Source organism: Sulfitobacter sp. EhC04, from assembly GCF_001650875.1.
In the GTDB taxonomy this organism is placed as follows: domain Bacteria; phylum Pseudomonadota; class Alphaproteobacteria; order Rhodobacterales; family Rhodobacteraceae; genus Sulfitobacter.
Genome location: NZ_LXYI01000023.1, coordinates 21,531 through 46,452 on the forward strand (window position 1 = coordinate 21,531; position 24,922 = coordinate 46,452).

The 24,922-nt window shown below is 62.1% G+C and carries 27 protein-coding genes; 11 read left to right on the top strand and 16 right to left on the bottom strand.

Annotated elements, in window-relative coordinates; translation table 11 throughout:
* Window positions 1–568 precede the first annotated feature (568 nt).
* A complete protein-coding gene (locus A8B82_RS10825) occupies window positions 569–871 on the bottom strand; it encodes a chorismate mutase (RefSeq protein WP_067291971.1) in 303 nt (100 codons plus the stop codon).
* Window positions 872–908: 37 nt separating this feature from the next.
* Entirely contained in the window at window positions 909–1,505 is a 597-nt protein-coding gene (locus A8B82_RS10830; RefSeq protein WP_067291974.1) for a TetR/AcrR family transcriptional regulator, read from the bottom strand.
* A gap of 91 nt (window positions 1,506–1,596) precedes the next feature.
* Here A8B82_RS10830 and A8B82_RS10835 point away from each other — a divergent pair, with 91 nt between their 5' ends.
* Genes A8B82_RS10835 through A8B82_RS10845 form a run of 3 tightly spaced genes read left to right on the top strand, consistent with a single transcriptional unit; the run spans window position 1,597 to window position 3,148 of the window.
* Window positions 1,597–2,004 (top strand): hypothetical protein, encoded by a 408-nt coding sequence (locus A8B82_RS10835; RefSeq protein ID WP_067291985.1) that lies wholly within the window; start codon window positions 1,597–1,599, stop codon window positions 2,002–2,004.
* Complete coding sequence (locus A8B82_RS10840; RefSeq protein ID WP_067291988.1) at window positions 2,004–2,507, top strand: anthrone oxygenase family protein; 504 nt, start codon at window positions 2,004–2,006, stop codon at window positions 2,505–2,507. Before A8B82_RS10835 ends, A8B82_RS10840 begins: the two co-directional genes overlap by 1 nt.
* Complete coding sequence (locus A8B82_RS10845) at window positions 2,507–3,148, top strand: LysE family translocator (RefSeq protein ID WP_201120784.1); 642 nt, start codon at window positions 2,507–2,509, stop codon at window positions 3,146–3,148. The genes A8B82_RS10840 and A8B82_RS10845 overlap by 1 nt, the downstream gene beginning before the upstream one ends.
* A 357-nt stretch (window positions 3,149–3,505) precedes the next feature.
* Here the strand turns inward: A8B82_RS10845 and A8B82_RS10850 are convergent, their stop codons facing one another.
* Complete coding sequence (locus A8B82_RS10850; protein ID WP_067292514.1) at window positions 3,506–3,961, bottom strand: c-type cytochrome; 456 nt, start codon at window positions 3,959–3,961, stop codon at window positions 3,506–3,508.
* A 296-nt stretch (window positions 3,962–4,257) separates the two neighbouring features.
* Between A8B82_RS10850 and idi the strand changes: the two genes are divergently transcribed.
* Entirely contained in the window at window positions 4,258–4,782 is a 525-nt protein-coding gene (idi, locus tag A8B82_RS10855) for an isopentenyl-diphosphate Delta-isomerase (RefSeq protein ID WP_235604673.1), read from the top strand.
* A 3-nt stretch (window positions 4,783–4,785) separates the two neighbouring features.
* Here the strand turns inward: idi and A8B82_RS24715 are convergent, their stop codons facing one another.
* The gene (locus A8B82_RS24715) at window positions 4,786–5,325 is read right to left on the bottom strand and encodes a GFA family protein (RefSeq protein ID WP_328586495.1); all 540 of its coding nucleotides are present in this window, start codon (window positions 5,323–5,325) and stop codon (window positions 4,786–4,788) included.
* Between A8B82_RS24715 and A8B82_RS10865 the strand changes: the two genes are divergently transcribed.
* Window positions 5,272–6,120, top strand: a complete 849-nt coding sequence (locus A8B82_RS10865; protein WP_067291990.1) for a helix-turn-helix transcriptional regulator — start codon at window positions 5,272–5,274, stop codon at window positions 6,118–6,120. The genes A8B82_RS24715 and A8B82_RS10865 overlap by 54 nt on opposite strands.
* Here A8B82_RS10865 and A8B82_RS10870 read toward each other — a convergent pair.
* On the bottom strand, window positions 6,071–7,132 hold the full coding sequence (locus A8B82_RS10870; protein WP_201120785.1) for a maleylacetate reductase: 1,062 nt from the start codon (window positions 7,130–7,132) through the stop codon (window positions 6,071–6,073). The genes A8B82_RS10865 and A8B82_RS10870 overlap by 50 nt on opposite strands.
* On the opposite strand from A8B82_RS10870, the gene A8B82_RS24190 reads away from it, so the two are divergent.
* The gene (locus A8B82_RS24190; protein WP_161489449.1) at window positions 7,131–7,286 is read left to right on the top strand and encodes a hypothetical protein; all 156 of its coding nucleotides are present in this window, start codon (window positions 7,131–7,133) and stop codon (window positions 7,284–7,286) included. The two genes, A8B82_RS10870 and A8B82_RS24190, sit on opposite strands and share 2 nt — an antisense overlap.
* Before the next feature lie 77 nt (window positions 7,287–7,363).
* Here the strand turns inward: A8B82_RS24190 and A8B82_RS10875 are convergent, their stop codons facing one another.
* Genes A8B82_RS10875 through A8B82_RS10905 form a run of 7 tightly spaced genes read right to left on the bottom strand, consistent with a single transcriptional unit; the run spans window position 7,364 to window position 13,790 of the window.
* Complete coding sequence (locus tag A8B82_RS10875; RefSeq protein ID WP_161489450.1) at window positions 7,364–8,275, bottom strand: NAD(P)-dependent oxidoreductase; 912 nt, start codon at window positions 8,273–8,275, stop codon at window positions 7,364–7,366.
* Window positions 8,272–8,964 carry a GntR family transcriptional regulator gene (locus A8B82_RS10880; RefSeq protein ID WP_067291996.1) on the bottom strand — a complete coding sequence of 231 codons (693 nt, stop codon included), beginning with the start codon at window positions 8,962–8,964 and terminating at the stop codon, window positions 8,272–8,274. The genes A8B82_RS10875 and A8B82_RS10880 overlap by 4 nt, the downstream gene beginning before the upstream one ends.
* Window positions 8,965–8,969: 5 nt before the next feature.
* Complete coding sequence (locus A8B82_RS10885; RefSeq protein WP_067291999.1) at window positions 8,970–9,746, bottom strand: ABC transporter permease; 777 nt, start codon at window positions 9,744–9,746, stop codon at window positions 8,970–8,972.
* A gap of 3 nt (window positions 9,747–9,749) precedes the next feature.
* Window positions 9,750–10,589 carry an ABC transporter permease gene (locus tag A8B82_RS10890; protein WP_067292000.1) on the bottom strand — a complete coding sequence of 280 codons (840 nt, stop codon included), beginning with the start codon at window positions 10,587–10,589 and terminating at the stop codon, window positions 9,750–9,752.
* Window positions 10,586–11,665, bottom strand: coding sequence for an ABC transporter ATP-binding protein (locus A8B82_RS10895; RefSeq protein WP_067292003.1), 1,080 nt, complete (start codon window positions 11,663–11,665; stop codon window positions 10,586–10,588). Before A8B82_RS10895 ends, A8B82_RS10890 begins: the two co-directional genes overlap by 4 nt.
* A gap of 58 nt (window positions 11,666–11,723) precedes the next feature.
* The gene (locus A8B82_RS10900) at window positions 11,724–12,770 is read right to left on the bottom strand and encodes an extracellular solute-binding protein (protein ID WP_067292014.1); all 1,047 of its coding nucleotides are present in this window, start codon (window positions 12,768–12,770) and stop codon (window positions 11,724–11,726) included.
* A gap of 45 nt (window positions 12,771–12,815) precedes the next feature.
* The gene (locus tag A8B82_RS10905) at window positions 12,816–13,790 is read right to left on the bottom strand and encodes an isopenicillin N synthase family dioxygenase (protein WP_067292019.1); all 975 of its coding nucleotides are present in this window, start codon (window positions 13,788–13,790) and stop codon (window positions 12,816–12,818) included.
* Window positions 13,791–13,942: 152 nt separating this feature from the next.
* On the opposite strand from A8B82_RS10905, the gene A8B82_RS10910 reads away from it, so the two are divergent.
* Window positions 13,943–14,881 (top strand): nucleoside hydrolase, encoded by a 939-nt coding sequence (locus A8B82_RS10910; RefSeq protein WP_067292021.1) that lies wholly within the window; start codon window positions 13,943–13,945, stop codon window positions 14,879–14,881.
* Between the two features lie 23 nt (window positions 14,882–14,904).
* Here A8B82_RS10910 and A8B82_RS10915 read toward each other — a convergent pair whose 3' ends face one another.
* Together A8B82_RS10915 and A8B82_RS10920 are read right to left on the bottom strand one after the other, a co-directional pair.
* Window positions 14,905–17,391 (bottom strand): ATP-binding protein, encoded by a 2,487-nt coding sequence (locus A8B82_RS10915; protein ID WP_067292035.1) that lies wholly within the window; start codon window positions 17,389–17,391, stop codon window positions 14,905–14,907.
* Entirely contained in the window at window positions 17,388–18,113 is a 726-nt protein-coding gene (locus tag A8B82_RS10920; protein ID WP_067292036.1) for a response regulator, read from the bottom strand. The genes A8B82_RS10915 and A8B82_RS10920 overlap by 4 nt, the downstream gene beginning before the upstream one ends.
* A 257-nt stretch (window positions 18,114–18,370) precedes the next feature.
* Here A8B82_RS10920 and phnD point away from each other — a divergent pair, with 257 nt between their 5' ends.
* The 4 genes from phnD (at window position 18,371) to phnE (A8B82_RS10940) (ending at window position 21,794) form a co-directional block, all read left to right on the top strand.
* Window positions 18,371–19,351 (top strand): phosphate/phosphite/phosphonate ABC transporter substrate-binding protein, encoded by a 981-nt coding sequence (gene phnD / locus A8B82_RS10925; RefSeq protein WP_067292039.1) that lies wholly within the window; start codon window positions 18,371–18,373, stop codon window positions 19,349–19,351.
* 81 nt (window positions 19,352–19,432) lie between these two features.
* On the top strand, window positions 19,433–20,206 hold the full coding sequence (gene phnC, locus A8B82_RS10930) for a phosphonate ABC transporter ATP-binding protein (protein ID WP_067292041.1): 774 nt from the start codon (window positions 19,433–19,435) through the stop codon (window positions 20,204–20,206).
* Window positions 20,203–20,997: a phosphonate ABC transporter, permease protein PhnE gene (gene phnE / locus A8B82_RS10935; RefSeq protein ID WP_067292044.1), complete on the top strand. Its 795-nt coding sequence runs from the start codon at window positions 20,203–20,205 to the stop codon at window positions 20,995–20,997. The genes phnC and phnE (A8B82_RS10935) overlap by 4 nt, the downstream gene beginning before the upstream one ends.
* Window positions 20,994–21,794, top strand: coding sequence for a phosphonate ABC transporter, permease protein PhnE (gene phnE / locus A8B82_RS10940; RefSeq protein ID WP_067292047.1), 801 nt, complete (start codon window positions 20,994–20,996; stop codon window positions 21,792–21,794). Before phnE (A8B82_RS10935) ends, phnE (A8B82_RS10940) begins: the two co-directional genes overlap by 4 nt.
* 41 nt (window positions 21,795–21,835) lie before the next feature.
* Here phnE (A8B82_RS10940) and A8B82_RS10945 read toward each other — a convergent pair whose 3' ends face one another.
* Window positions 21,836–23,131, bottom strand: a complete 1,296-nt coding sequence (locus A8B82_RS10945; protein ID WP_067292050.1) for a sigma-54-dependent transcriptional regulator — start codon at window positions 23,129–23,131, stop codon at window positions 21,836–21,838.
* Window positions 23,128–24,921, bottom strand: a complete 1,794-nt coding sequence (locus tag A8B82_RS10950) for an ATP-binding protein (RefSeq protein WP_138069742.1) — start codon at window positions 24,919–24,921, stop codon at window positions 23,128–23,130. Before A8B82_RS10950 ends, A8B82_RS10945 begins: the two co-directional genes overlap by 4 nt.
* Between the last annotated feature and the right edge of the window lies 1 nt (window position 24,922).

The window sequence follows — 24,922 nt, forward strand, 5'->3', positions numbered from 1 at the left end:
ACCTTAGATTGTTGCCCGCCTGCCATTCGGACAGGGAAGATGGCCGAGGCGTTCCGGGCGCAAGCCTGTCTGCCGGCTGTGGCCTGGAGCAGGATGACACGCCCAAAGGGGGGGGCAGTGGCCAGCGGTCGTTTATGGAAAATGCAGCGAAGGCCCGGTTTGTGTCGATTTTGTTGAAAAACTCCATCGCTCTGCGAATGCAGGCCTTGAAACGGAATTTCGTTCTGCACGCGGTCGATTTTGTCATCCCAGCTGGGCGTTGTCGTAGTTTGGCAGAACATGGGTTCTGAGAATTTTAGCCGTTTTGTTCGGGGCCGAGTTTCTCAACAAAGTCTGTCCCGCTCTACCGATTTTCTGTAGTGCGGCGAATGTCGCCTACCGTGAGGTTTGCCAAAAACGTGTAAAAAATGGCAAAGGTTTTGCCAAGGGTTTGAGCCCACAAACTTTCTACCGTTTTCGGAATTCAACACTACTTGGACAAAAACCACCGTTTTTGGCGTATAGGTATTGGCAATAGGTTTATGGCCCGTGCGCGGGACGGAGTGATTGGTCGACACCTGCCGTCCTGCTAGACTCCGAGTTCTTTGATTTCCCGTTGAATGGACCACTCAATGAGCTCTGCCCAAAGCCTGACGGCAAGGTCGGGGTCCAAACCTTGGTTGGTCGCAGTTGCGCTGACCTTTTGAAGCACTTCTCCTACGCGATCCGTTGTTCTGGCAGGCAGGCCATCAATCTTTTTCAAGTCAACCGCGCGGTCAATATAGTGGCTGCGGATCACCAGCAGCGAAATGAGTTCAACGTCAATAGCGTCGATCTGCTCGCGAAGCTGCGCCATCGACTGGCAGGTTTCGGGCGGTGCAAGGGTGTCCATGTTCGGTGTCCAGTCTGTATTTGAGTGGGTGATCAGATTAATTCAGCAATCGGCGAAGGTGGCTTACGGCGCGTTCCGCGCGGTCCTGGCAGAAGGTCTGTGAGGGGCGTGGCTGGCGGCCAATGACGCGCCGGATCTGCTGGTCCCCGATCAACAAGTCGAGGTAGAGACCGACCGCCTCTCCACTGTGTTCGAAGGTAAGCTGGCCTTCCTCTCTGGCGCGCAGAAGCACCTGTTCCAATAAGGGTAAAACGGCTTCACGACCGGCCATTGACAGGGTTGTCCCCAGCTCGCCGCTGCTGTCTGCCGCTGCTGCCCGATTTAGGGCTACGGCTCTGTCCCCGATCAGCAGGGTCAGAAGTTTCGGGCCAAGTGTGCCTAGGATCGACAAAGCGTCGTTGTCGCCCTGCAGCTCGGCTTGGAGGTGGGTCTTCACCTCCTCGGCGTTGCGCGTGACAAGTGCCTGAAACAGGCCCTGCTTGTCGCCATACCAATTGTAGAGCGTCTCGTTCGAGGCACGGGCCTGTTTCGCAATGCCAAGCATCGACGTACCGCCATACCCCTTGGCCTCCAAGACCTCGTAGGCCGCCGCCTCGATCTGCTGTTGACGCAGGGATCGTTTTTCTTCGCGCATTTCTTTGCTCCGCTGTGTTGACAATCTACCGTAATCCTGATTACGGATATACACAACCGTAATCCTGATTACGCTTATTGGAGAAAACGACATGATACAATCTGACCGCCACACATATGCGGCACTGGCCACGCTGATCCTGTTGCAAGTGATCATGCTGTCAGCGCTTTACGCCGGGATCAGGCCGCATCCGCCGGTGGCCACACCGCTCTTTGGCATCGCGCCCTTTCTTGGGGCCTCGATCTCCGTTGCCGTGTGGGCCATGATTGCAGGGCCGTTGGCACACACGGCGGGGCGGGCGCTGAGCATTCTAGCCGCGCTGATGGCGCTGGTGTCGTTTGGGCCGCAAAAATACCTTGATGCGCAGTTTGCCCTGATCTGGCCTGCGGTCGTCCTGGGTCAAATCGCCGCCTTGGTGATTTTCAGCCAGGTGTTTTGTGCGATCCGCGCGCGCAAAGAGGTGAGCCTGACAAGCAATGCAAGCGCCGGGCAAATCTGATGGGTCGCTTGCTTTTGCCACTGTCGATGCTCTCACTTCTGAGCATCGGCGCGATCTTTGGGTTCTTCTACGCCTGGATATGCTCGACCATGTGGGGACTGGATGCCCTCGACCCCAAGATTGCCATTGTCGCGATGCAGGCAATGAATGCCTCTGTTCGAAATGCGGTGTTCTTTCCGGCCTTTTTCCTGACCCCTGTTATTCTGGCAATGACCGCGTTCATCGCAGTCATTCAGCATCGAAGACACTCGGCCATATTGTTCGCCGCAGCTGCCACGATCTATGTCGCGGGTGCGCTTCTTGTCACTGCCATGGTTAATGTGCCGATGAACGAGACCCTTGCTGGGGTTGTCATTCCAACCGACAGCGAAGCCGCACGCGACCTGTGGCAAACCTACTCAGCCCCTTGGCAGTTCTGGAACACCCTCAGAACCCTTGTCAGCGGTCTTTGCCTCATTCTTACCGGCCTTGCCATATATCTCCTCAACCAAGGGAAAATCTGATGGAAATCTCGCATTTGACATTTGCCGTGATGGCTTTGGTCATCGTCATAACACCAGGGCCGACCGTTCTGCTGGCGCTGTCCAATGGGTCGAGACTCGGACTTGGCCGGGCGAGTTTCGGGATAATGGGCGCTGCGCTATCTGACGCCGTCCTGATCGCGGCGTCGGCGCTCGGATTAGGCGTGGTTCTCGCAACCTCAGCCTTCTGGTTCACTGTCGTGAAATCAATCGGTGTCGCTTATCTTATCTGGCTCGGTGTCCAGATGCTGCGATCTTCGGGGGCACTTGAAGCGGTGCCAGTTGACACCGCCGCGGACAGGGCGAAAGGCTCGAACCGTTCGTTGCCGGTCTTCAGGAAAAGCCTGTTGGTGGCGGTGACCAATCCGAAGGGCTACCTGTTCTTCACAGCCTTTCTCCCCCAATTCGTGATCCTGTCCGAGCCGCTCTTCGCTCAATACCTCACGCTGGCGCTGATCTTTATTGCCGTCGATGTCGCGGTAATGGCTGCCTATGCAAGCCTCGGGGCAACGGCAATGCAGTTTCTGAGCGAGCGGGGTGTGCGCTGGATCGACCGGACCTGCGGTGGTTTCCTGGTTACCCTCGGCATCGCCTTGGCCTTTGTGCGTCGCAGCGAGGTTTGATTGGCGAGGCAATCAGAGGGGGCGATTCCTGGTGCATTCAGCAGTATCCGTAACAATGAGCTCAAATCGAGCCTCGGGTGCGGCGCAGTATGTGCCAAAACTCAGACCTTTGCGCCACCGGCACATAGGACCGTTTTTGGCTGGTTTAAATGTCTGAATGCGAACCTTGGCGCAACCGCAGAGAACTGGTGCTTCGTTCGCCCACCGGCCCTTGACCCATCCTGCGCCCAAGGTCCGGTCTGGATCGGAAATGTTGACGGTTGGTTCAGGATTGCCAGACGCGACCCACCGACAGGATTAAGAAAATCGGCGGCTCCGCGAAGGCAGCACCGCCAATCTTTGGCCGGCCGCCAAAGGTCAGTCTGTCGCTTCGACCTCGGGACCGACAGACACCAGATAGGCCCAGAGATTCCGGGCGTCGTCTTCGTCACGCAGTTTGAACGACATCTTGGACCGCGCCTTGCGGTCATCGAGATAGTTCTGCAGAAAGTCGCGCGGGTCCTGAACATAGACAATGAAATCCTGTTCATTCCACGTCAGCCCGGCCTCTCCCGCCTCGGTCATCGAGCCGCCGTATTTGCTGGCGAATTCTTCCTCTGTGCCTGCAACGCGGGTGTAGATGCCATAAAGGTTTGGGCCGGTCCGACCCCCTTTGACAAGCTTGTTGCCCGCCGCATCGACAATCGCATGGCACGCCTTGCACTTGGCAAAGACCTTTTTGCCCGCTTCGGCATCGCCTGTTGCATGACCGTCCGCAAACGCAGGCCCGGCTGCCAGCGCAAAACCAAGTACGGCTGTCTTTACAATATTCATGGCAAACTCCCGTTTTCCTACTTCACCCATGATACCTACTGCATCTTCCGCGACAACAAATGCAACCATCCAAACCCCAGGCTTCATCCGAATATGAACGCAGTCGGCCCTCACCACCAATGATAACATTACATTACATGAGACCCGCAATCGCCCGCTGCGTTCATATGTCGCCCTCGGCTGCATCCGAAAAGGGTCGGCACATGGCCGATCTCAGGATCGGACGGAAGACCTTGCGCAGCCAGCAGGATTGGTGGCAGTAACCGCCCGTTGAGAGACACATCAGGAACGGCAGCATGACGCCCACCGACATCATGATCCCCGCCTGGGTCGACGGCACCCTGACGCCGGTCGAAAAACTGGCCGCGCACCGGCGCGGGCTGCGGCACCTGGCTGTTTCCGTCTTTGTCGTGCGGGATGGAGAAATCCTGATCCAGCAACGGGCGCTTGGCAAATATCATACGCCGGGGCTCTGGGCGAACACCTGCTGCACCCATCCGGAATGGGGCGAGGCGGCGCTGGCCTGCGCCAACCGCCGCCTGGACGAGGAACTGGGCATCACCGGGCTCGACCTGCATCATCGTGGTCAGGTCGAATACCGCGCCGAGGTGGGCAATGGTCTGATCGAACATGAACTGGTCGAGGTGTTCCTTGCCGAAGCCCCCGCCGATCTGGCACTGGCCCCGAACCCCGCCGAAGTGATGGCGACCCGCTGGATCACCCCCGCCGCGCTGACGGCAGAGATCGACGCAACGCCTGCCCTCTTCACCCCATGGCTGCGCATCTACCTGGCACAGCACAGCGGGATGATCTTCGATTGAGGCTTATCCCGTGGCCATCTGCTCTGCCGGTGCCCATGCGGGCGCATCGGATGTGAATTCATGATAGCTGACACGCAGGCCCGGATCGTCGTCCAGACATTGCGCGTTGATCGGAAAGGCGTCGTACGGTGACAAAGGCTCACCCAGTGATGTGCCGCAGGCCTTGCAGAAAGAGCGCATGTAGGTGCTGCCCGCCGGTGGCGCGATCGTTTCGAGCATGTCTTTGCCCCGCGTCAACCTGAACTGATCCCGCCCGACAAAAACCACCGTCGATGAGCCCAGCTTGCGGCAGCGCGCGCAGTGGCAGGTCCCCATGCTCTTTGGCGCCCCGTGATGACAAACGCCACTGCACCACAAAGGCAGCTTCCCTCGATTTCCATGATCCGTTCCATTTCCTGGTTGAGTACAGAGCGGATATATCTGCACCATGCTGACAGCGTGGTGGCAGCAGCATGTCACCATGATACCGGCAGAACGAAGGAGACCCAGATGCGACGCGGCGACCGATTGTTCGAGATCATCGAGATCCTGCGCCGCACCCATGGCCCGATCCCGGCAAGCCGCATCGCCGCCGAACTGGAGGTCTCGCAGCGCACCGTCTACCGCGACATTGCCGCCCTGATGGCGCAGCGCGTTCCGATCCTGGGCGAGGCGGGCGTGGGCTATGTCCTCGAAAGCGGGTTCCACATGCCGCCACTGATGCTGAAAGCGGAGGAGATCGAAGCCGCCGTCCTCGGCGCGCAATGGGTGCGAACACGCGGAGAGCCGGAACTGGCCCGCGCCGCCGATGCCCTGCTCGCCCGACTGGAGGCTGTTGCCCCCACCGCCACGCAGGCCCTGTTCTATCAGCCAGCAACCAGCGTGGCCCCCGTGACCCCACCGGCGGAGATGCTGGAGGCCTCAGCGATCCGCGAGGCCATTCGTGAACGATCAAAGATCAGGCTGACCTACCTGGATGATGGCGGAACCAGAACCAACCGTATCATCTGGCCAGTCCTGCTGGGCTACCGCGACGAGGGCAGGATCATCGCGGCCTGGTGCGAACTGCGGCAGGCCTTTAGATATTTCCGGACCGAACGCATTGAAAGCGCCGAGGTGCTGGAAGACAGGATCCCGCGCCGCATGGATCATCTGCGCGGCGACTGGAAAACCGCGATGGACGCGGAACGCGTGCGTTTCGAGGCTCTGCAAGGGCCTTTAGGCACTATTTCAGTCACTGACATTGGTCTTTCGGCAGGGCCCCGGCATCCGTTTTCGGCTGTTGTCACTGCCATGGTTCCACTTTGGTTCAGATCGCCTGTGGTCGGGTTCCGTTCACCGCAGGCCGCAGCAATGTGACAATATCCCCGGCGTCGAACGCGCGCGGATTCGAATATTTGTTGCGCGTGGCAATCTCTGCCGCGCGGGGCAGGTCCTTTTCCGTGAACCCAAGGTCGGACAACGCCAGCGGTGCACCCGCCGCCTTGGCAAAATCCCAAAGGCCGCCGCCCAGATCTTCACCAAAAAGCGCTGTCGCCGGGGCAATCTGCGCCCTGGCCGCCGGGGCATTGAACCCCGCCGTATGGGGCAGCAGGATCGCATGGGTCTGTGCATGGGGCAGGTCAAAGGAACCGCCCAGAACGTGGCAGAGCTTGTGATGCAGGCCCATCTCGGCCTGTCCCAGAACGGTCGAGCACAGCCAGGCCCCATACAACACTTCGCGGCGCCCTGCCGCATCTGCCGGATCGGCCACCACCCTCGGCACACCTTCGAAAAGCGCGGCAAGGCCCGCGCCCGCCATCTGGCTGATCACCGGATTGCCGTCCGAGGCGTAGAGCGCCTCTATCGCATGGGCCGCTGCATTCAGCGCCGAGGTCACTGTCATGTCAGTCGGCAAGCCCAGAGTCAGGGCAACATCGTAAATCACGGTTGCGGGGCGAATGCCCGGATCGCGGCGGGTGGTCTTTTCGCCGTCCCTGGTCTCGCCCAGGATATCGGTCATCTCGGACCCTGCATAGGTCGTAGGCACTGCCAGATGCGGCAAACCCGTGCGGATCGAAATCGCCTTGCCCAGCCCCACGGTGGACCCCCCGCCCAGCGAGACAAGGCAATCCGCCCCAAGGGTTCTTGCCACCTCCAGCGCCTTTTCGGTGACGGCAACAGGCGTGTGCATCGCCGCTTCGGAAAACTGCCCGACACAACAATCGCCAAGATCGGACACAAGCCGCGCGGCATCGTCCGTCTGGTGGGACGTGGACAGAACCAGCGCCGCCTTGCCGCCCAGCCGGTCCACTTCTTCGGCCACTGCCGACAGCGTGCCGGTGCCAAAGATCACCCTGCTGGGGATGCCTTTGAATACGAAACCGTCCATGTCTGTCATACCTTTTCCATCTCAATGGGCCGATACGCCCTGTACCGCCGCGACGTTGCGCACACGCAGCAACCGGTCCACCACGCCCATGACCGGCGAGCTTGCCGCCGCTTCCGGGTCACCGGGCGGATGCTCCTTGTCGGTGGCGGCGTGACCGTCGGCTGATCTGCACGGCTGGACTGTCCCCCGTCATCGTGAATGAGTGCTCTGCGGTTCAGGCCCTGAACCGTGTCACACGATCCCTAGGTTCGCGGCGACCTGACGTGAGATGTCGGCAGCCAGCTCGGCGGCGTAATCTTCGGTGATCGAGGCGACATGCGGCGTCAGCAGGACATTCGGCAATTGTGTGAAACGTGGATCGGGGCGCGGTTCGTTTTCGAAAACATCCAGCGCGGCACCGGCAATCGTGCCTTCCGTCAGGGCCGCAATCAGCGCCTCCTCGTCAACCACCGACCCGCGCGAGACATTGACGAAATAGCCGCGCGGCCCAAGGGCGCGCAATACCGCCATGTCGAACATGCCCCGCGTTGCCGCACCGCCGGGCACGGCAGCCACCAGGAAATCGGACCGTGCCGCCAGTTCCTCCAGGTTGCTCTCATGGGGCCATGGCGCATCCGGTTTCGGCGTGCGGGTGTGATAAACGATCTTCACACCCAGACCAGTCAACCGCTCCGCGATCAACCGCCCGATCCGGCCCAGACCGACGATCCCTGCCGTCTTGCCGGCCACGCGGGTACGGTGCCCGAAATGCGCGTTGCTCCAGCGTCCGCTGCGCACATGATCATCCGCCCGGACAAGGTCGCGGGCTATTGCCAACACCAACATCACCGCCATTTCCGCCGTGTCGGAACTGACCAGATGCCCGGTGTCGGTCAGCGTGATGCCCCGCGCGCGCAGATCGTCAAAGTCGAAACGGTCATGCCCGGCACCAGCGGACACGATATGGGTGAGGTTGGGCAACAGGTCCAGCAGCTCGGGCCGCGCGCCGTTGAAGGCCGACGTGACCGCACAGGTGATCGCGGCACGCCGTTCGGGCGGCAGCGCTGAAATGTCGTCAACCAGCACAGGTGTGGAAAATTCAGCAACCTGCGTGACCACAGTTTCCATCATGAATCCCAGAAAAGCGACGTCAGGTCTGCTCATGTCTTTGTGCTTTCGATTGTTGTCAGGAAAAGGTCGCGGGTGGTCTGCCATGCGGTGCGGATCAGCCGGTCGGTCATGTCTGCGGCCCGTTGGCCCTGGCCATTGTGGATTTCCGCAATCAGCGCCCTGTTGCCCTCGATCATGTCATCCAGCATCCCCGCCGTGCTCAGATAGGCCCGGAACCGATAGCGCAGTGCGGAAGTATCGAGCTGGTCCAGCAGACGCATCAGCACCGAATTGCCGCAACGCTTGTGCATCAGGGCCGTCAACCGCACGTTTGCCTCGAACCCCGATCTGAAATCGCGTTCAGCCCTGGCCTGGCGCATCTCGGCCAATATCTGGTCCAGCGCATCGGCGATGGCGGCGTGGTCGTCGCGTTCGGCCAGCAAACGGCTGCAGGTACATTCCAGCGCCAGACGGCAGGTGGTGATCTCGTCCAGCACTTCGACGGTCATCTCGGTCACGCGCGTGCCAAGCCGTGGCCGCCGCTCCACCAGCCCGCGCGCTTCGAGGATCTGGAACGCCTCCCGCAGTGGCGACCGAGAGACGCCAAAGCGCGTGCAAATGTCCACTTCGCGCAGTTTCTCGCCCGGTGCGAAAGTCTCGCGCACGATGGCGGCTTCCAAACGGTCGGCAACCTCAAGCCCGATGGGCCGCAGCCCCAGCGATGTATCCACAGTATCGTCCATCCCGGTCAGTCGCGCCCGAACAGCATGTTGGACACGGTGACAAGGACGAGAGTCAGCAGGATCGACACGGTGGACACGGCGGCAGCCTCGGGTGTGAAATTGAAACGCAAATAGTCATAAAGCTGGATCGGCAGCGGTGCTGACCCGGTTCCCTTCAGGATGAAGGAAATTCCGAAGGTATCAAAGCTGATAATGAATGCAAACACGCCCCCCGTGGCCATGCCCGGCGCGATCAGTGGCAGCGTGATGCGCCGGAACGCCGTCAAGCGCGACGCGCCCAGCGTGCGCGCGGCCAGTTCGACCGCATCGTCGCGTCCCTGCAAGGACGTGGTCACGTTGAGAAAGACAAACGGCAGCGTCATCAGCACGTGGCCGGTGAACAGCGCAATCTTGTACTGCGTACCGATGCCGATCTCGTAGAAAAAGAACAGCAAGGCGATGGCCGTCAGGATCTCGGGCAGGATCAGCGGCAACAGCACAGCGATGCGCACCGCTTCGGCCTCGCGCCGCGCATGACGCACAAAATAGAGCGCGGCCATCGTGCCCAATACCAGCGAGACCGCCGTGGCGAGCGCCGCAAGGATCAGCGAATAGACAATGGCGTCGATGAAGACGTCGTTGTTCAGAAACGTCCAGAACCAGCGCAGGCTCAATCCCTGCGGCGGAAAGGTCAGGAAATTGCCCGCGTTCAGCGAGGCCAGCACAACCACGACGATGGGGGCCAGCAGAAAGACATAGACAAGGGCGCGCAGCAGCGACAGCAACGGTGTGACAAGACCCATGGCTCAGCTCCACCTGATGCGGGTCAGGCGGGCAAAGATCAGCACCACGATCCCCGCACTGACCGCCAGCGTCAATGCCATTGCCGACCCGAAGGGCCATTGGAACTGGTCAATCAGCGCATCCACCACCAGCAATGTCGTGGTCTTGACCCGCATGCCGCCCACCAGCGCGGGCGTTACGTAAGACGAGATCGCCAGCACGAAGACCAGGATGCAGCCGGACTGTATGCCCGGCATCGACATCGGCAGGGTCACACGGCGAAACACCGTGAACCGCCCTGCCCCAAGCGACCGCGCCGCCTGTCGCACCGCCGGGTCAGCCGTTTGCAACGAGGCCAGCAGCGGCAGCACCATGAACGGAAGAAAGACATGCGCCAATGCCAGCACAACACCGAATTCGTTGTACATCAGCGGCAGCGGCCGCTCGATCAACCCAAGATTGCGCAGCGTCGTGTTGATCACTCCGGCATTGCCCAGCAGGATCGTCCAGCCATAACTGCGCACCACGATCCCCACCAGCAGTGGCGACAGTACAATGCCATAGAGCAACCCGCGCCAGCGTTTTGGCGCGGTGGCGATATGCAGCGCCACGGGATAGCCCAGCAGCAGGCAAACCAGCGAGGTCACAATGCCCAGCCCCATCGTCTGCGGCAAGGACAGCGCGTAATAGCTCTGGCTGAAGAACTGGCGATACCCCTCGACGCTGAACCCCGCGCCATAGGGTTGGCCCTCGGCGGGGGCGCGAAAGCTCATCATCAGCACGGTGACATAGGGCAGCACGATGAACAGAAAGATCAGCGCCGCGACAGGGGCGATCAGCATCAGGATGCGCGCCCGCTTCATGCCGCAGGCTCCGCCGTGACATGGGCAGCACCCGGCAGCGGCCAGAGGCGCCGGGTATCGAAAGACAGGCCGACATTTGCCCCCTCGGCCACGTTCTGTGTGGTCGGGCAGAGCACGTTCAACGTCCCGCAATCGGTGTCTACGTGGTACTCCACATGGCCGCCGCTGAAATAGCGTTTGGCGATCCGCCCGTCGATATGCCCCTCACCCGGCCCGGTCAGCGCAATCTGTTCGGGCCGTGCCATCACCCGCAGCCGCGATACGGGCGCATCTGCGCCACCTGTCACAGCCAGTCTGCCACCCCCCGGCAAGCTCAGCGAAGTTTCCGCATCCGCCTGATCCGCCACGGCAAGGTCCAGGATATTCGCATTGCCCACAAACCGCGCAACCCGTTCAGACGCGGGGCGGTCATAGACATCCTCGGGCGGAGCCGCCTGCGCGATCTCGCCGTCGAACATGACAACCACCCGGTCCGACATTGTCATTGCCTCGTTCTGGTCATGGGTGACATAGATCGTGGTGATCCCCACCCGTTTTTGCAGATCACGGATAAACCCGCGCATCTCGTCGCGCAGCTTGGCATCCAGGTTGGCCAGGGGTTCGTCCAGCAACAGGATCGCCGGTTCGATCACCAGCGCACGCGCCAGCGCCACACGCTGCTGCTGCCCGCCCGACAATGCCTTGGGATAGCGGTCAGCATAGGGCGTCAATTGCACCATATCCATCGCGCGGGCCACGCGGTCGGCAATTTCAGACCGCGCCATGCGCCGCATTTCCAGCCCGAAGGCCAGATTGCGCGCCACCGTCATATGCGGGAACAGCGCGTAGGACTGGAACACCATGCCAATGTCACGATCCTCGGGCAGCTTGCGCGAGATGTCCTTGCTATCGAACAGGATCTTGCCGTCGGTCACATCCTCGAAACCGGCGATGCATTTCAGCGTCGTCGATTTGCCGCATCCCGACGGCCCCAGAAGCGACACGAACTCGCCATGGCCCACGTCAAGCGATATGCCCTTGAGCGCCGTCGACTTGCCATAGGATTTGACAAGCGACAGCAGCGAAACTTCGGTCATGCAGGGAACCCTCTTTCCGGCATCGCCCGCCCCCGAGGGGGCAGGCATTCACTATTACTCACGCGCCGAAAGTCTCGTTCCAGCGGCGCGCGATTTCCTCGGCGTTGTCGTTCATCAGCTTCCAGTCCCAGTCAATGAACTGCGCCATCGCCTCGCCATAGACCGGCACGTCGCGCTGCAGATCTTCGGGCACTTCGACGTTGCGATTGACCGGCGACACGAAGAATTCACGCATCAACAGGTCCTGCCCCACAGGGCCCAGAACAAAGTTGAGGTACTTATACGCATCCTCGCGCGCCGCGCCATTCACGCAGATGTTGAAGGTCTGGTCCCACATCATCAATCCCTCTTCGGGAATGATGCAGTCCACCGGCAGGCCCTGCGCCCGCAGGCGCGCGATCTCACCGAAATCGAAGGGGGCAATCGCCACTTCGCCGGTGGCCAGCGCAGTGCTCATGTTGAAATCGGTCTGATAGACCTGCCCCAGTTCCGCCAGCTTGGCAAAGCCTGTTTCAAGGTCGTCGATGCCTGACCCATAGATCATCGAGGTCAGCATCAGGAACATTTTCCCGGCCGAGTTCTGGATATTGTACAACCCCAGTTGCCCCGCAACCTCGGGGTTCTCCCACAGGTCTTTCCACGAGGTCGGCGGCGTCTGGATCAGATCGGTGCGATAGCCGATCCCGATGGGCGAGATCAGCCCAACCGCCGCATAGCCATCCGATGCCTTTGTCGCCACCGGGTAGAGATCGGCGTAATTCGGCAGCATCGACAGGTCCAGCTTCTCGAAATACCCCTCATCACGCAGGACGGTGGAATATATCTCGTTCGTCATCAGGCAACTGTAGGGCGGGTTCTCCTTCCCGGCGGCGCGCAGGTTGGTGGTATAGACCCGGCCCAGCCCGATATCGAGCTGCGGATCAATGCCCGTTTCTCCGGCAAAGCCGGGGATCAGCGTATCGCGCCAGAATTTCTCCCAGGACCCGCCATAGGTGGTGATCACCAGCTTTTCTGCCTGGGCGCGCACGCCCGGCACCTGCAACACGCTCGCGCCACCCAGCGCAAGCAGAGCCGTCAACAGTTTACGTCGGTTCATCTGTGTCATTTCAATTTCCCTGTTTTGTATGATGCGTGATGCGACCCGCGCCCTTCACGAGGCTTTTTTGCGGTAGTCGTAGTTCTTGTTGAGCCGCTCCAGCAGGTAGTCGCCGTAAAGCACAGGCTCCATTTTCGCGGTCTCGCCCTCGTCCAGCATCTCCGCCGGACAGGCGACCAATGCGCTCATCGACGGATCATAAAAGAAGGGCTGCGAATACCTGTCGCGGCGGCTGAGGTTGCGGACCCTGTGCGGGGTCGAGACAAGCCGCCCGTTCGACCATTTCGCCAGAATGTCACCGACATTCATCACGAATGTGCCCTCGATTGGCGGCGCCGGGATCCATTCGTTGCGCTTGTTGCGCACTTCAAGGCCACCGACATTGTCCTGCTTGAGCAGCGTGACAAAGCCGTAATCGGTATGCGGCGCCGATCCGAACAATTCCTCCTCATCGGGCTGTTCAGGATAATGCAGCAGGCGCAGGAACAGCGTGGGGTTGTCGAAATGCTCCTTGAACCAGTCACGCGGCAGCCCCAGCGCCTCGGCAATCCCACCGGCCAGCCGTGCGCCAAGCGCGGTCATCTGGGTCATGTATTCCAGCGCCGTGTCGCGCACGTCTGGCAGGTTCTCGGGATATTGGTTCGGCCCCTGCAATGGCTCGCCCGCATAGGGGGCGTCCTCGGGAACCTCATGCATGAACATCAGGCTTTCCGACCGGTTCGGCTTGGTCACCTTGGCAACCGACGAGGTGACAATCGTGGAGGTGGACATGGGCATATACCCCCGGTGAAACTCATTGATCTTCAGCTTCAGCTTTTCTTCCATCGGCTGATCGTGAAAGGCGACATTCTGCTGCCGCATCCGCTCCACCAGATTCTCGGATACGCCATGATCCGACAGATAGGCAAAGCCCGAAACCTCCAGCGCCTCTTTCAAGGCCGCCACGGTTTTGGACCTGTCGCCTGAATTTGCATCATCAGCCAGACCGGCAAGGCTGACGATCGGGATATTGTCGAAATCGCCTTTCATGGACTCTCTCCTTTTGCCAATTCTGTATACAATGTACAGAAATAGGATCAGGGCAACCCTTTCCCTTCCCAAATCCGGCCCTTCAACGGGAAAAACCACGCAACGCCTAAAATTCGACCTTCTCCTCCACTCTCACCCAAAAGGATACCGCCATGCCGCCCAAGCCCGTCATCATCGACACCGACCCCGGACAGGATGATGCCTTTGCGATTCTGCTGGCACTTGCCACCCCGGAACTCGACGTGCTCGGCCTCACAACTGTCGCCGGGAACATGGGGCTGGCGCAGACAACCGATAACGCACGCCGCATTGTCGAACTGGCCGGGCGGGGCGACACCCCGGTTTACGCAGGCGCGCCGCGTCCGCTGATGCGCGCGCCCCGTCCGGTGCCGGAAATCCATGGCGACACCGGGATAGACGGCTGGGACTGGGCCCCGGCCGCGCAGCCCCCTGAAACCGGCCATGCGGTGGATTTCATCATCAACACCGTCAGCAGCCATTCAGGCCCGGTGACGCTAATCGCGCTTGGCCCCCAGACCAACATCGCACTGGCGCTGCGCCGCGCCCCGGAGATCGCCGCGCAGATCGACCGGATCGTTTTCATGGGGGGAGGATTCTTCGAAGGCGGCAACATGTCGCCTGCGGCCGAATACAATATCCTCGTCGATCCCGAAGCCGCGCGGATCGTGCTGGGCTCCGGGATACCGATCACCGCCGTACCGCTGGATTGCACCCACAAGGCGCCCGCCCCGCTTGGCTGGTCACAGACCCTGGCCGATCACGGCACCCCGGTGATGCGCGCCTGCGCCGGCATGATGGAATTCTTCGAACGCTACGGCAACGCCAAATACGGCACCGCGACCCGCCCGCTGCATGACGCCATCGCCGTGTCCGCGCTGCTCTGGCCCGAGCTCTTTGACGGCAGGCACTGCCCCGTCGACATCGAATGCGCCGGAGAGCTGACAACCGGCATGACCGTCGTCGATTGGTTGCGCCAGACTGGCAAGCCGGACAATTGCCTCTGGCTCAATGCCTGCCACGATCCGGCAGAGGTTTACGCAAGAATGGGCGCAGCGCTGGCCCGGCTGTGAGCGCGCCCCCGGTGACGCCTCGGTCAAATCCCCGTCAACGCCTGCGCCAAGGCGTCAACAGACACCGGCTTGTCCACGCGGGCAAAGCGGCCCCGGTCGGCGTCATCAATCCGGTCGGCGGTGGGCAATCGCGTTGACATGGCAATTGCACGGGTCTGCGGGTGGCGGTCCAGCGCCTTGCGGATCAGGTCCCAGCCGCTGTGCTGCGCGTCCAGCTTCAGGTCGCTCAACACCAGATCGGGTTGCAATGCCCCCTCCAGCGCCGCACTGCCACCTGCAAAATCCGCGGCGGTGGTGACTTCGAAGCCCAGCGTTTCCAGCGCCGTCGCGGCCGCCGCCAGCGCGCGGGGATCGTCATCAATCACCAGCGCACGCCCCCGGTGCTGGTGGGTCACAGGCGTTTCCTCTGCCGCCGGGGGGAACAGCAGGGTCACGGTTGTGCCCTCGTCCGGCTCTGAGGTAATATGCAGACTGCCCCCCGACTGATGCACAAACCCGTCCACCATCGACAGGCCCAGCCCCGTGCCGCTGCCATCACGGCGCGCGGTAAAGAACGGCTCGGTCGCAAAGCGCAGGGCCTCCGCGCTCATCCCGTGGCCGTCATCCGCGACCACCAGCGCGATATGGCCATCCTCCTGTTCAGCCACCGAGATCTCGATATGCCCGCTGCCGCTGATCGCCTGACCCGCGTTGACACACAGGTTCAGGATCGCGCTTTCCAGCTGGCCGGGGTCGATTGTCGCCCAGATCGGCCCATCCGGCGCAGTGACCGACAGCCTGACCGTTTCCGGCAAAGCAATCTCCAGCAGGTCATGCATCGCATGCAGCAGGTCGACAATATCGGTGCGCTGCGGCTCAAGATGCTGTTTGCGGGCAAAGGCGAGCAGCCGTTCGGTCAGGGTCACGCCCAGATCCACCGCATCCTCGATCCGCGCGCGCAGGCGTTTGGCCGCGTCGCCCTCGGCGCTTTCCAGCAGATGCAGATTGCCCGAGATCGTCGACAGGATATTGCCAAAGTCATGGGCCACCTCACCCGTCACCTTGCCCAGCGTCTCGACCCGCTGGATCTCCGCCAGCCGCGCATCGACCAGCCGGCGTTCGGTCACTTCGGAAAACAGCCAGACCGCGCCGCCCTCGGGAAAGGGCGACCGCCGCAGTTCCAGCACATGTCCCGCCGCAGTTTCGTATTCCAGATACCCCGCCGCCGTCACCGCAGTGTCGCGCAATGCAAAGGGCGATTGCGCCAGCATATCCTCCACCGTTTCCACTGCCCCCACCCCCTCGGGCAGACGCAGCAGGGCGCGGGTGCGCTGGTTCTGCGCCAATATCCGGCCCGAAGCGGCGGTAATCACCACCCCGTCGGTGATATTCTCGAACACCCGCGAAAACAGCGTGTTCTGTCGCCGGATCAGCCGCGAATTGCGGTCCAGCCGCAGCGCATTGGCGCGAAAGATGCGAAAGGCCGAAAAGAGCTGCCCGATCTCGTCATCGCTTTCCAGCCTGCGCTCCAGCCGCGTCGCCCGGTCCCCTGCCGCCAGCCTGCGCATGGCGCGGGCAATGCGGTGCAGGTTCATCACCACATAGCGCGAGACAAAGACCGCCGAGACCACCGCCACCCCCACGCTGACCGCCATCAGCGCCAGCATCACCCACTGCGCAACCGCCAGACGGGCGCGGGTGTCGGCCTGTGATTCCTCCAGCCGTTGGCGTGCGCCAGTCACCTTTTGCGCGGCCAGCAGGTTGATCCGCTCCGCCTCGGTGCGGATACGAAACAGCGCGTTCTCCGCGTCCAGTGAAATGGCCAGACTGCGATAGACCAGATTGAACAGCGTATCATCGCGGGTGATCGTGCGGTCAATCTCCTGCACATTGTCGGCAACCTGCGGCGTGGCGACCGCCAGAATATCGGCACGGATGTTCCTGTACCCCAGACGGAATTCCCAGATCGACGTCAGCGTATTGGCACGCGCGGTCCCCACCGCCTCCATCGCCAGTTGTTGCAACGCCGCCCAGGCCTGCCGTTGATAGGTCGTGGCCTCGCGCGTGGTGATCCACTGCCGATAACGGCGCAGCAGCACCTCCAGCGCCGCATCAATCCCGGCAATATCCTGACGGATGTGATTGCGCTGCGGAATGATCTCAACCAGATCGTCCACCGCCGCCCGCATCCGCGCCACCGAAAGCGACAATTCCGCGTCACCCTCGGCCATGCCTTCCAGCCGCGTGATGGCGGCATAGATTTCATCGGTTTCAGTGGCGATCCCGAAGGGCGGGTTCAGCGACAACAAGAACGGCGCGGACTTCGACAGTGTCGCGGCGTTCTGCGACAATTCCAGCGCCCGCGTCACCTCGGTCAGGGTCACGCTGTGCAGCAATTCGATCTGCCGGTCAGCCCGCTCCAGCGTATAAAACGCGATGATCCCGATCACCGTGGCCACAACTGACAGCAGCCCGATGGCCCCCAGAAGCCGGGTGCGAATGCTCAACCACGACAGGCCGCGCCGGGTCATGCCCCGCGCCCATCCAGCACAAAGATATAGCCCTGCGCACGACGCGTTTGCAGATGCACCGGCTTCGACGGGATCGGCTCTATCTTGCGGCGCAGGCGCAGGATCAGCACGTCGATGGTACGGTCCAGATAGCGTTCGGTGTCGCTTCCCAGTTCCTCCAGCAGTTCCGGGCGCGGGATGATCCGGCCCGGATTGCGCACAAAGTAATCCAGCAGCCGGTATTCCGCATTGGTCAGCGGAATCTCATTGCCCGCCGCATCCTGCAACTCGCGTTTCTGCAAATCCACCCGCTTGTCGCCAAAGCCGATCTCGTGACCCGTCGCGGGCGGCGTGACCGCGCCGTGCCCATAACGGCGCAACACCGCACGGATGCGCGCCACCAACTCGCGCGGGTTGAACGGTTTGATCAGGTAATCATCCGCGCCGGTTTCCAGCCCGATGATCTTGTCAATCTCGTCGCCCACGCCGGTCAGCATGACTATGGGCAGATTGTATTTCTCGCGGATGTGTATGGCCAGCATCAGCCCGCTTTCGCCCCGCAGCCGCAGGTCGATCAGCGCCAGATCAATCGCGGGCGGATCACCCAGCGCATGAAACGCCGCACTGTCGGCACAGGCAATCGCCCGGTATCCGCTTTGCTCAAGCAAGGCGGACAGGGTCTGCCGGACCTGGCCATCGTCATCGACAATGGCGATCGTGGGCTGTGGGTTGGCGCGTGTCATGACACAGCTATGTCACGGCACAGGCGCAACCGCCAAGCGTCCTGAAACGGCGACAGGGCGAAAATCCAACCAAACGCCCCCGTATTGTAACTCTGTTAACATTGCAGCGCACTCCGGTAACTCTGTTAGTCACTTGGGCAGTGGCTCGGGCGGGCCATTGCCGAATAGCATCGGCCCGGATCGACCACACCGGGGGCTGCGGAGGAGTGCACGCCCCTGCCCCGCTGGTCGGCAGATGTATTTACGGGAGGAACAAAATGCATATCACCAAAACCCTGCTGGGCTCTGCCATTGCCGTGACCCTTGGCAGCACGGCGGCCTTTGCCCAGGACGACTGCGCCGAGCGTGGCGTGCTCGATGCCATCTATTGCGACGCCAACGGCGATCTGGTCGCCGACGCGCCCACCGACCCGGCCAAGCTGAACGATCCGTCAACGCTGGTCTTCGCCTATACCCCGGTCGAAGACCCCGCCGTTTACGCCGACATCTGGGCACCGTTCATCACCCACCTGGAAGAGGCCACAGGCCGCGACGTGCAGTTCTTTGCCGTTCAGTCAAACTCCGCAGAGGTCGAGGCCATGCGCTCGGGCCGCCTACACATCGCGGGCTTCTCGACCGGCCCCACACCCTTTGCGGTGAACCTGGCCGGTGCGGTCCCCTTTGCCATCATGGGCGCGGATGACGGACAGTTCGGTTACAAGCTGCAAGTGTTCACCCAGGCCGATTCCGACATCAAGGAAATGCCCGACCTCAAGGGCAAGCGCGTCGCCCATACCTCGCCCACATCGAACTCGGGCAACCAGGCACCGCGTGCGCTGTTCCCCGGTCTGGGCGTGATCCCCGACACCGACTACGAGGTCACCTATTCCGGCTCACATGACCAATCCATGCTGGGTGTGGTCGCGGGCGATTACGACGCCGCCCCCGTGGCCTCCGAAGTGGTGGACCGCATGGCAGAGCGGGGCCTGTATGACCCCGAAGACGTGCGCCTGATCTGGGAAAGCGCGCCCTTCCCCACAACCTCCTTCACCGTGGCCCATGATCTGGACCCGGAACTGGCCGAAAAGATCAAGCAGGCCTTCTTCAGCTTCGAATTCGAAGGCACCAAGCTGGGTGAGGAATTCCAGGGCGTGAGCAAGTTCATCCCGATCACCTACAAGGACCAATGGGCGGTGATCCGTGAAATTCAGGCCAGCAACGGCGTCGAATACACACCACAGGGCCTCGCTGCCGACTAAGCGTCAATAAAGGCACGGGGCCACCCATCGCGGTTGCCCCGTGCCCCTTTGCGCCTGCCCTTCTGTCCGTAAGAGGTCCCCATGCTGAAAATCGAAAAACTGGTCAAACGCTACAACGGCGGCGATCCCGTGTTGAAAGACCTTGATCTTGAGGTTGGCGGCCAAGAGGTCGTGTCGATCATCGGATCGTCCGGCGCGGGCAAAAGCACGCTGTTGCGCTGCATCAACCGTCTGGTCGAACCCACATCCGGCACGATCACACTGAACGGCACCGATCTGACCAAACTGAAGAAGTCCGAACTGCGCCTCGCCCGCCGCCGCATCGGCATGGTGTTTCAAAGCTTCAATCTGGTGGACCGTCTGACAGTGATGGAAAACGTCCAGTCCGGGCGTCTGGGCTATATCTCGACCTGGGCCGCGCTGACCCGCCGTTATCCCAAATCCGACATCCGCCGCGCCTACGAGCTGATGGAGCGTGTGGGCATCGCCCATTACGCCAACAAACGCGCCGACGAACTGTCCGGCGGTGAACGCCAGCGGGTCGGCGTGGTGCGGGCACTGATGCAGCAGCCCGAGATCCTACTGGCGGATGAACCCACGGCGTCGCTCGACCCCAAGACTTCGGAGCAGATCATGGCGCTGCTGCGCGATCTGGCGAACGAGCTGGAATTGCCCGTCATCATCAACATCCACAATGTGACCGAGGCCAAGCAATACACCGACCGCATTGTCGGCATGCGCTATGGGCGGATCATCTTTGACGATGTGCCCGACGCACTGGATGCGGCGGCCATGGACGACATCTATGCAGGCGTGCCCGCCGAAGACCGCGCAGCCCAGGGGGCAGCGGCATGAGCGATTTCCCCGACACATGGCGCAAGCCGCCCTTCATCCGCAACACCCCGCTGCGGCGCGGATTGTGGATCGCCATTCTGGCCTATGTGGTGTTCACCATGGCCACCCTGCCGATTGACTGGGACCGCGTGTCCGCAGGGATGGGCCGCGCCGCCAGGATCTTCAGCGGGGCCTTTCCGCCCAGTTTTGCCCGCGCCGACCTGCTGATCGACGGCTTTATGGAAAGCCTGAAAATCGCCCTGCTGGCCACGGTGGCCGGTGTGGCCCTGTCGATCCCCATCGCCTTTTGCGCCGCGCGCAACATCGCGCCCCTGCCGGTCTATTATCTGGGCCGCGCCACCATCATCATCGCGCGCAGCTTTCACCCCGTCATCGTCGCCATCATCTTTGTCAAAGCCGTGGGTTTTGGCCCCTTCGCCGGTGTGCTGACGCTGACGGTCTATTCCATCGGCTTTGTCGCCAAACTGCTGGCCGAACGCATCGAGGAAATCGACTTTGGCCAGGTCGAGGCGATGCGCGCCGCCGGCGCCCCGTTCTTCAGCACGCTGATCTACGCCATCGCGCCGCAGATTCTGGCCCGTCAGGTCGGCCTGTCCATCTATCAGCTCGACAGCAACCTGCGCGCCTCAGCGGTGGTGGGTCTGGTGGGCGCAGGCGGCATCGGGGCCACGCTGGCCAACGCCTTTGGCCGCTATGACTATGACTTTGCACTGGCCATCACCATGGTCATCGTGGGCGTCATTCTGGTGTCCGAAGCCATCAGCGGCGTGATCCGGGAGAAACTGGCATGAACAGCCCCGCGACATTGGACCAGTGGTCCCGCTTCACCCCGAAACAACGCCTCAAACGCTATGGCGTGCTGCTGGCCACGCTGCTCGTGGTCGCCTGGGCGCTGCAAAGCATCAATGTGATCTGGGAATGGGTCTGGGATTCACCGGCACAAATGGCCGACCTCTTTGGCCGCATGGTGCCGCCCGACCCGCAAAACCTGCCATCCATCATGCAGGCCATGTGGGAGACCGTGAACATCGCCACCATCGCCACGCTCTTCGCCGTCATCATCTCGCTGCCCGTCGCCTATATCGCCGCGCGCAACACCACCCCCAATGTCGTGACCCTGTGGATTGGCCGCTTCATCCTTGTGTCGTCCCGCTCGGTCAACACGATCATCTGGGCGCTGCTGTTTGTCGCCATCTTCGGCCCCGGCATCATCGCGGGCATCGTGGCAATCATGTTTCGCTCCATCGGCTTCATGGGCAAACTGCTGGGCGAAGCGATCGAAGAGATCGACACACGCCCCGTCGAGGCCCTGCAAGCCAGCGGCGCATCGCGGTTCAAGGTGGTGCTTTATGCCATCGTGCCACAGGTCATGCCCACATTCTTTGCCGTCTCGATCCTGCGCTGGGACATCAACCTGCGCGAATCCACGGTGCTGGGGCTGGTCGGTGCGGGCGGCATCGGGATCATCCTGCAAGGCGCCATCGACACCTTCAACTGGCCCGAAGTCTCAATGATCCTGCTGGCGATCCTCGCCTTTGTCATCCTGGGTGAAGTGGTCTCGATGTACCTGCGCAAACGCATCCTGTGACATAGCCCGACTTGCTGCAACACGGCGCGGGCCCCTGCGCCTCAGGGCTTGATCCCCTGCCGGTTCATCTTGGCGTTCAACGTCCGGCGCGGGATGCCCAGCTGTGCGGCGGCCCGCGCCGTGTTGCCCCGGCATTGATCAAGGACACGCATGATCTCCAGCGCCTCGAACCGCGCCACGCGGTCCTTCAACGTGCCTTTCACAGCCAGATCACGGGTATCCGCGACCCCATCCAGCCCCAGTATCCGCCGATGCGCGGCCTGCCGCAACTGATGGGCATTTCCGGGCCAGTCATGGCTTTGCAGCGCCTTCCGCTCGGCAAAGTTGATCTCGGGCACGGGCACACCATGGCGCACAGCGGCCTGGGTCATGAAATGCACAAACAGAACCGGAATGTCCGGCGCGATCTGGCGCAGCGGCGGCAGCTGAATTTCAACCCCCGCCAGCCGGTAATAAAGATCCTGCCGAAAGCCACCCTTGCCGATCAGCTCTTTCAGATCTTCACTGGCCGAGGCCACAACCCGCAGGTCGACGTCAATCGGTGCCTGCCCGCCCACCGGTTCAATCTGCCGCGATTGCAACAGGCGCAGCAGCAGCGGCTGCAATTCCAGAGGCATCACATCAATCTGGTCGAGGAACAATGTGCCCCCCTCCGCAAGGCCCACACGCCCCGGTTGCAATATCCCGGCGGCATCCATGCGCCCGAACAGATCCGCACCAAATCCGCTGTTCGGCAAGGCCGCACAATTGATCGTGACAAACGGACCGCTGCGCCCTGACTGGGTATGAAGACTGCGCGCCGCCAGTTCCTTGCCGGTCCCGGTTTCGCCTTGCAGAATGACATCGACAGGCAGGCCCGCAATCTCTGCCAGCCTCTCGCGCACAGCGGCGATGGCGGTTGTCTCCCCGATCAGATGCGCCTGCTCAACCTTCAGACGCTCGCGCAGCATCTTGTTCTCCGCACTCAGACGCCCGGCGGCAAGGCTGCGGTCAACCACTGTCAAAAGGTGATCGGCGTCATAGGGCTTTTCCAGAAAATCCTGCGCCCCGCGCTGCATCGCCCGCACCGCCTGCCCGACATCGCCGTGCCCGGTCAGCAGCACCATCGGCAGGTCCGCAGCCACGGCACGGACCGCATCCAGCAACCCGATGCCGTCAAGACCGGGCATGCGCAGGTCCGACAGGATCAGATCGGGCAACGGCCCCCCCAGCGCATCGCGCGCGGCAATACCCCCGGACATTGCAACCGGATGATGGCCCGCCGCCGCGATCAGATCACACAGACCTTCGCGATGGTCGTCGTCGTCATCGACCACCCAGATATCGGCCCGGCTCATGCAGCGGTCTTCCGGCTGCGCGCCTCGGCGCGGGGCAGCGTGACAGTCGCACAGGTGCCTTCACCCGGACGTGCATCATACTGCAGCGTGCCGTGAAAATCCTGCACGATGGACTGGCTGATCGCCACGCCCAGCCCCAGCCCCTCGCCATCCTGCTTGCGGCTGAAAAACGGCTCCCCGATCTTGGTCAGCGCTTCGGCATCCAGGCCCACGCCATTGTCCTTTACAGTCACGATCACCGCATCCGGGGTCACCCTGCGCGTGACCTCGACCTGCCCCGCCGCGCTGGTGATCACCGCATCCAGCGCATTCAGCAAGAGGTTCACCAAGACCTGCTCCAACCGCACCATGCCGCCCATCACCGGGGCCGCGTCGCCGGGGCAATCACAGGTCAGCTGCGCACCGATGTCCTCGGCGCGGTGGCGGACAAGCTCGATGGCGTTGTCGATCACCCGGTCCAAGTTGACCGGCGTCAGCGTGCCCGTATCCTTGCGGCTGAAGCTCTTGAGGTGCTTGATCGTCCGCAACATCCGCCGAATATGGCCGCGCGTGGTTTCGATCCGTTTTGCCGTCCCGCGATGGTCGCGCGTCCCGCCAATGGCGGCGGCGGCCAGCGTCGCCTCCATCGCGGCAAGCGGCTGGCTGATTTCATGGACGATGGCGGCGGACATCCGGCCAAGCGCCGCCATCTTCTCGGAATGGATCAACGCGTCCTGGGCGCGGTTCAGCTCCTTTTCCGCCGCAATGCGGGTTTCGATCTCGGCGGCCAGCTCGCGGGTCCGGCGCTCCACCTGTTGCTCCAGCAACCGGCTTTGCTGCAACCGCATGCCGATCATCCGCCGACGCTGCAAAAGCGTCTGCATCAGCAGCGCCGCCGCCAGCGTCGTCAGCCCAAGAATCGCCGCCGTCGCCAGCGCGGTCAGCCGTGCAGGGGCAACCGGGCTGGCCTGGATCACCTGCCAGTCTTCCTGTGCCATGGCCAGACGCCGCAGCAGCAGGGACCGCCCCGACAGATCCACAGGCTGCACATCGGTCAACGACGACCGCTGCTCCGCCAAAAGGGCCTCTGCCGTGTCGAAATCGACCCCTTCGTAGCGCCGGGTCACCGCAACCCGTTCACGCGCCTGCGCCCCCAAACTGAACAGAGGGCGGTAAATCCAGTCGGGCTGACCCGACAGGAATATGATCCCGTCCGCATCGGCAATGGCCGTATCGACAGCGGCCAGCCGCCATGTCGCCTGCAATGGCATGAGGTCGATTTTCACAACCAGAACGGCAATGCCCCCTCCGCCCAGATCCAGACGCGACGACAGGAAATACCCCGGCCGCCCCGTCGTGACGCCAATCGCATAGAACCGGCCAGTGCCCGCGGACATCGCATCCCGGAAATAGGGCCGGAAACTGTAATCGCTGCCCACGAATGTGTCCGGCGTGTTCCAGTTGCTGGCGGCGATGGCGATGCCGGACTGGTCCAGCAGGTACAGCTGGTCCGCCCCCGAAACGGCGGCAATTGTCTCAAGATATTGGTTCGCGGCCGCCACCGCCCTTGCATCCTGCGGTGTCGTGACCGCCCGGCTGATCCGTATGTCCTGCTCTGCCACCTCCGGCAGATACCGAAACCGGTCGATCTCCGTTTCGATGGACCGCCGCGTCAGGGTCAGCGACTGATCCAGCGTCTCGGCAAGTCGCAAAAGCTCCACCCGATAGGCCACCACACCGCCCAGCCCCGCCACCAGCAGCGCAAGGCACAGCATGAACGAGAAGGTGCGTATATGGCCGGTGCGGATCATG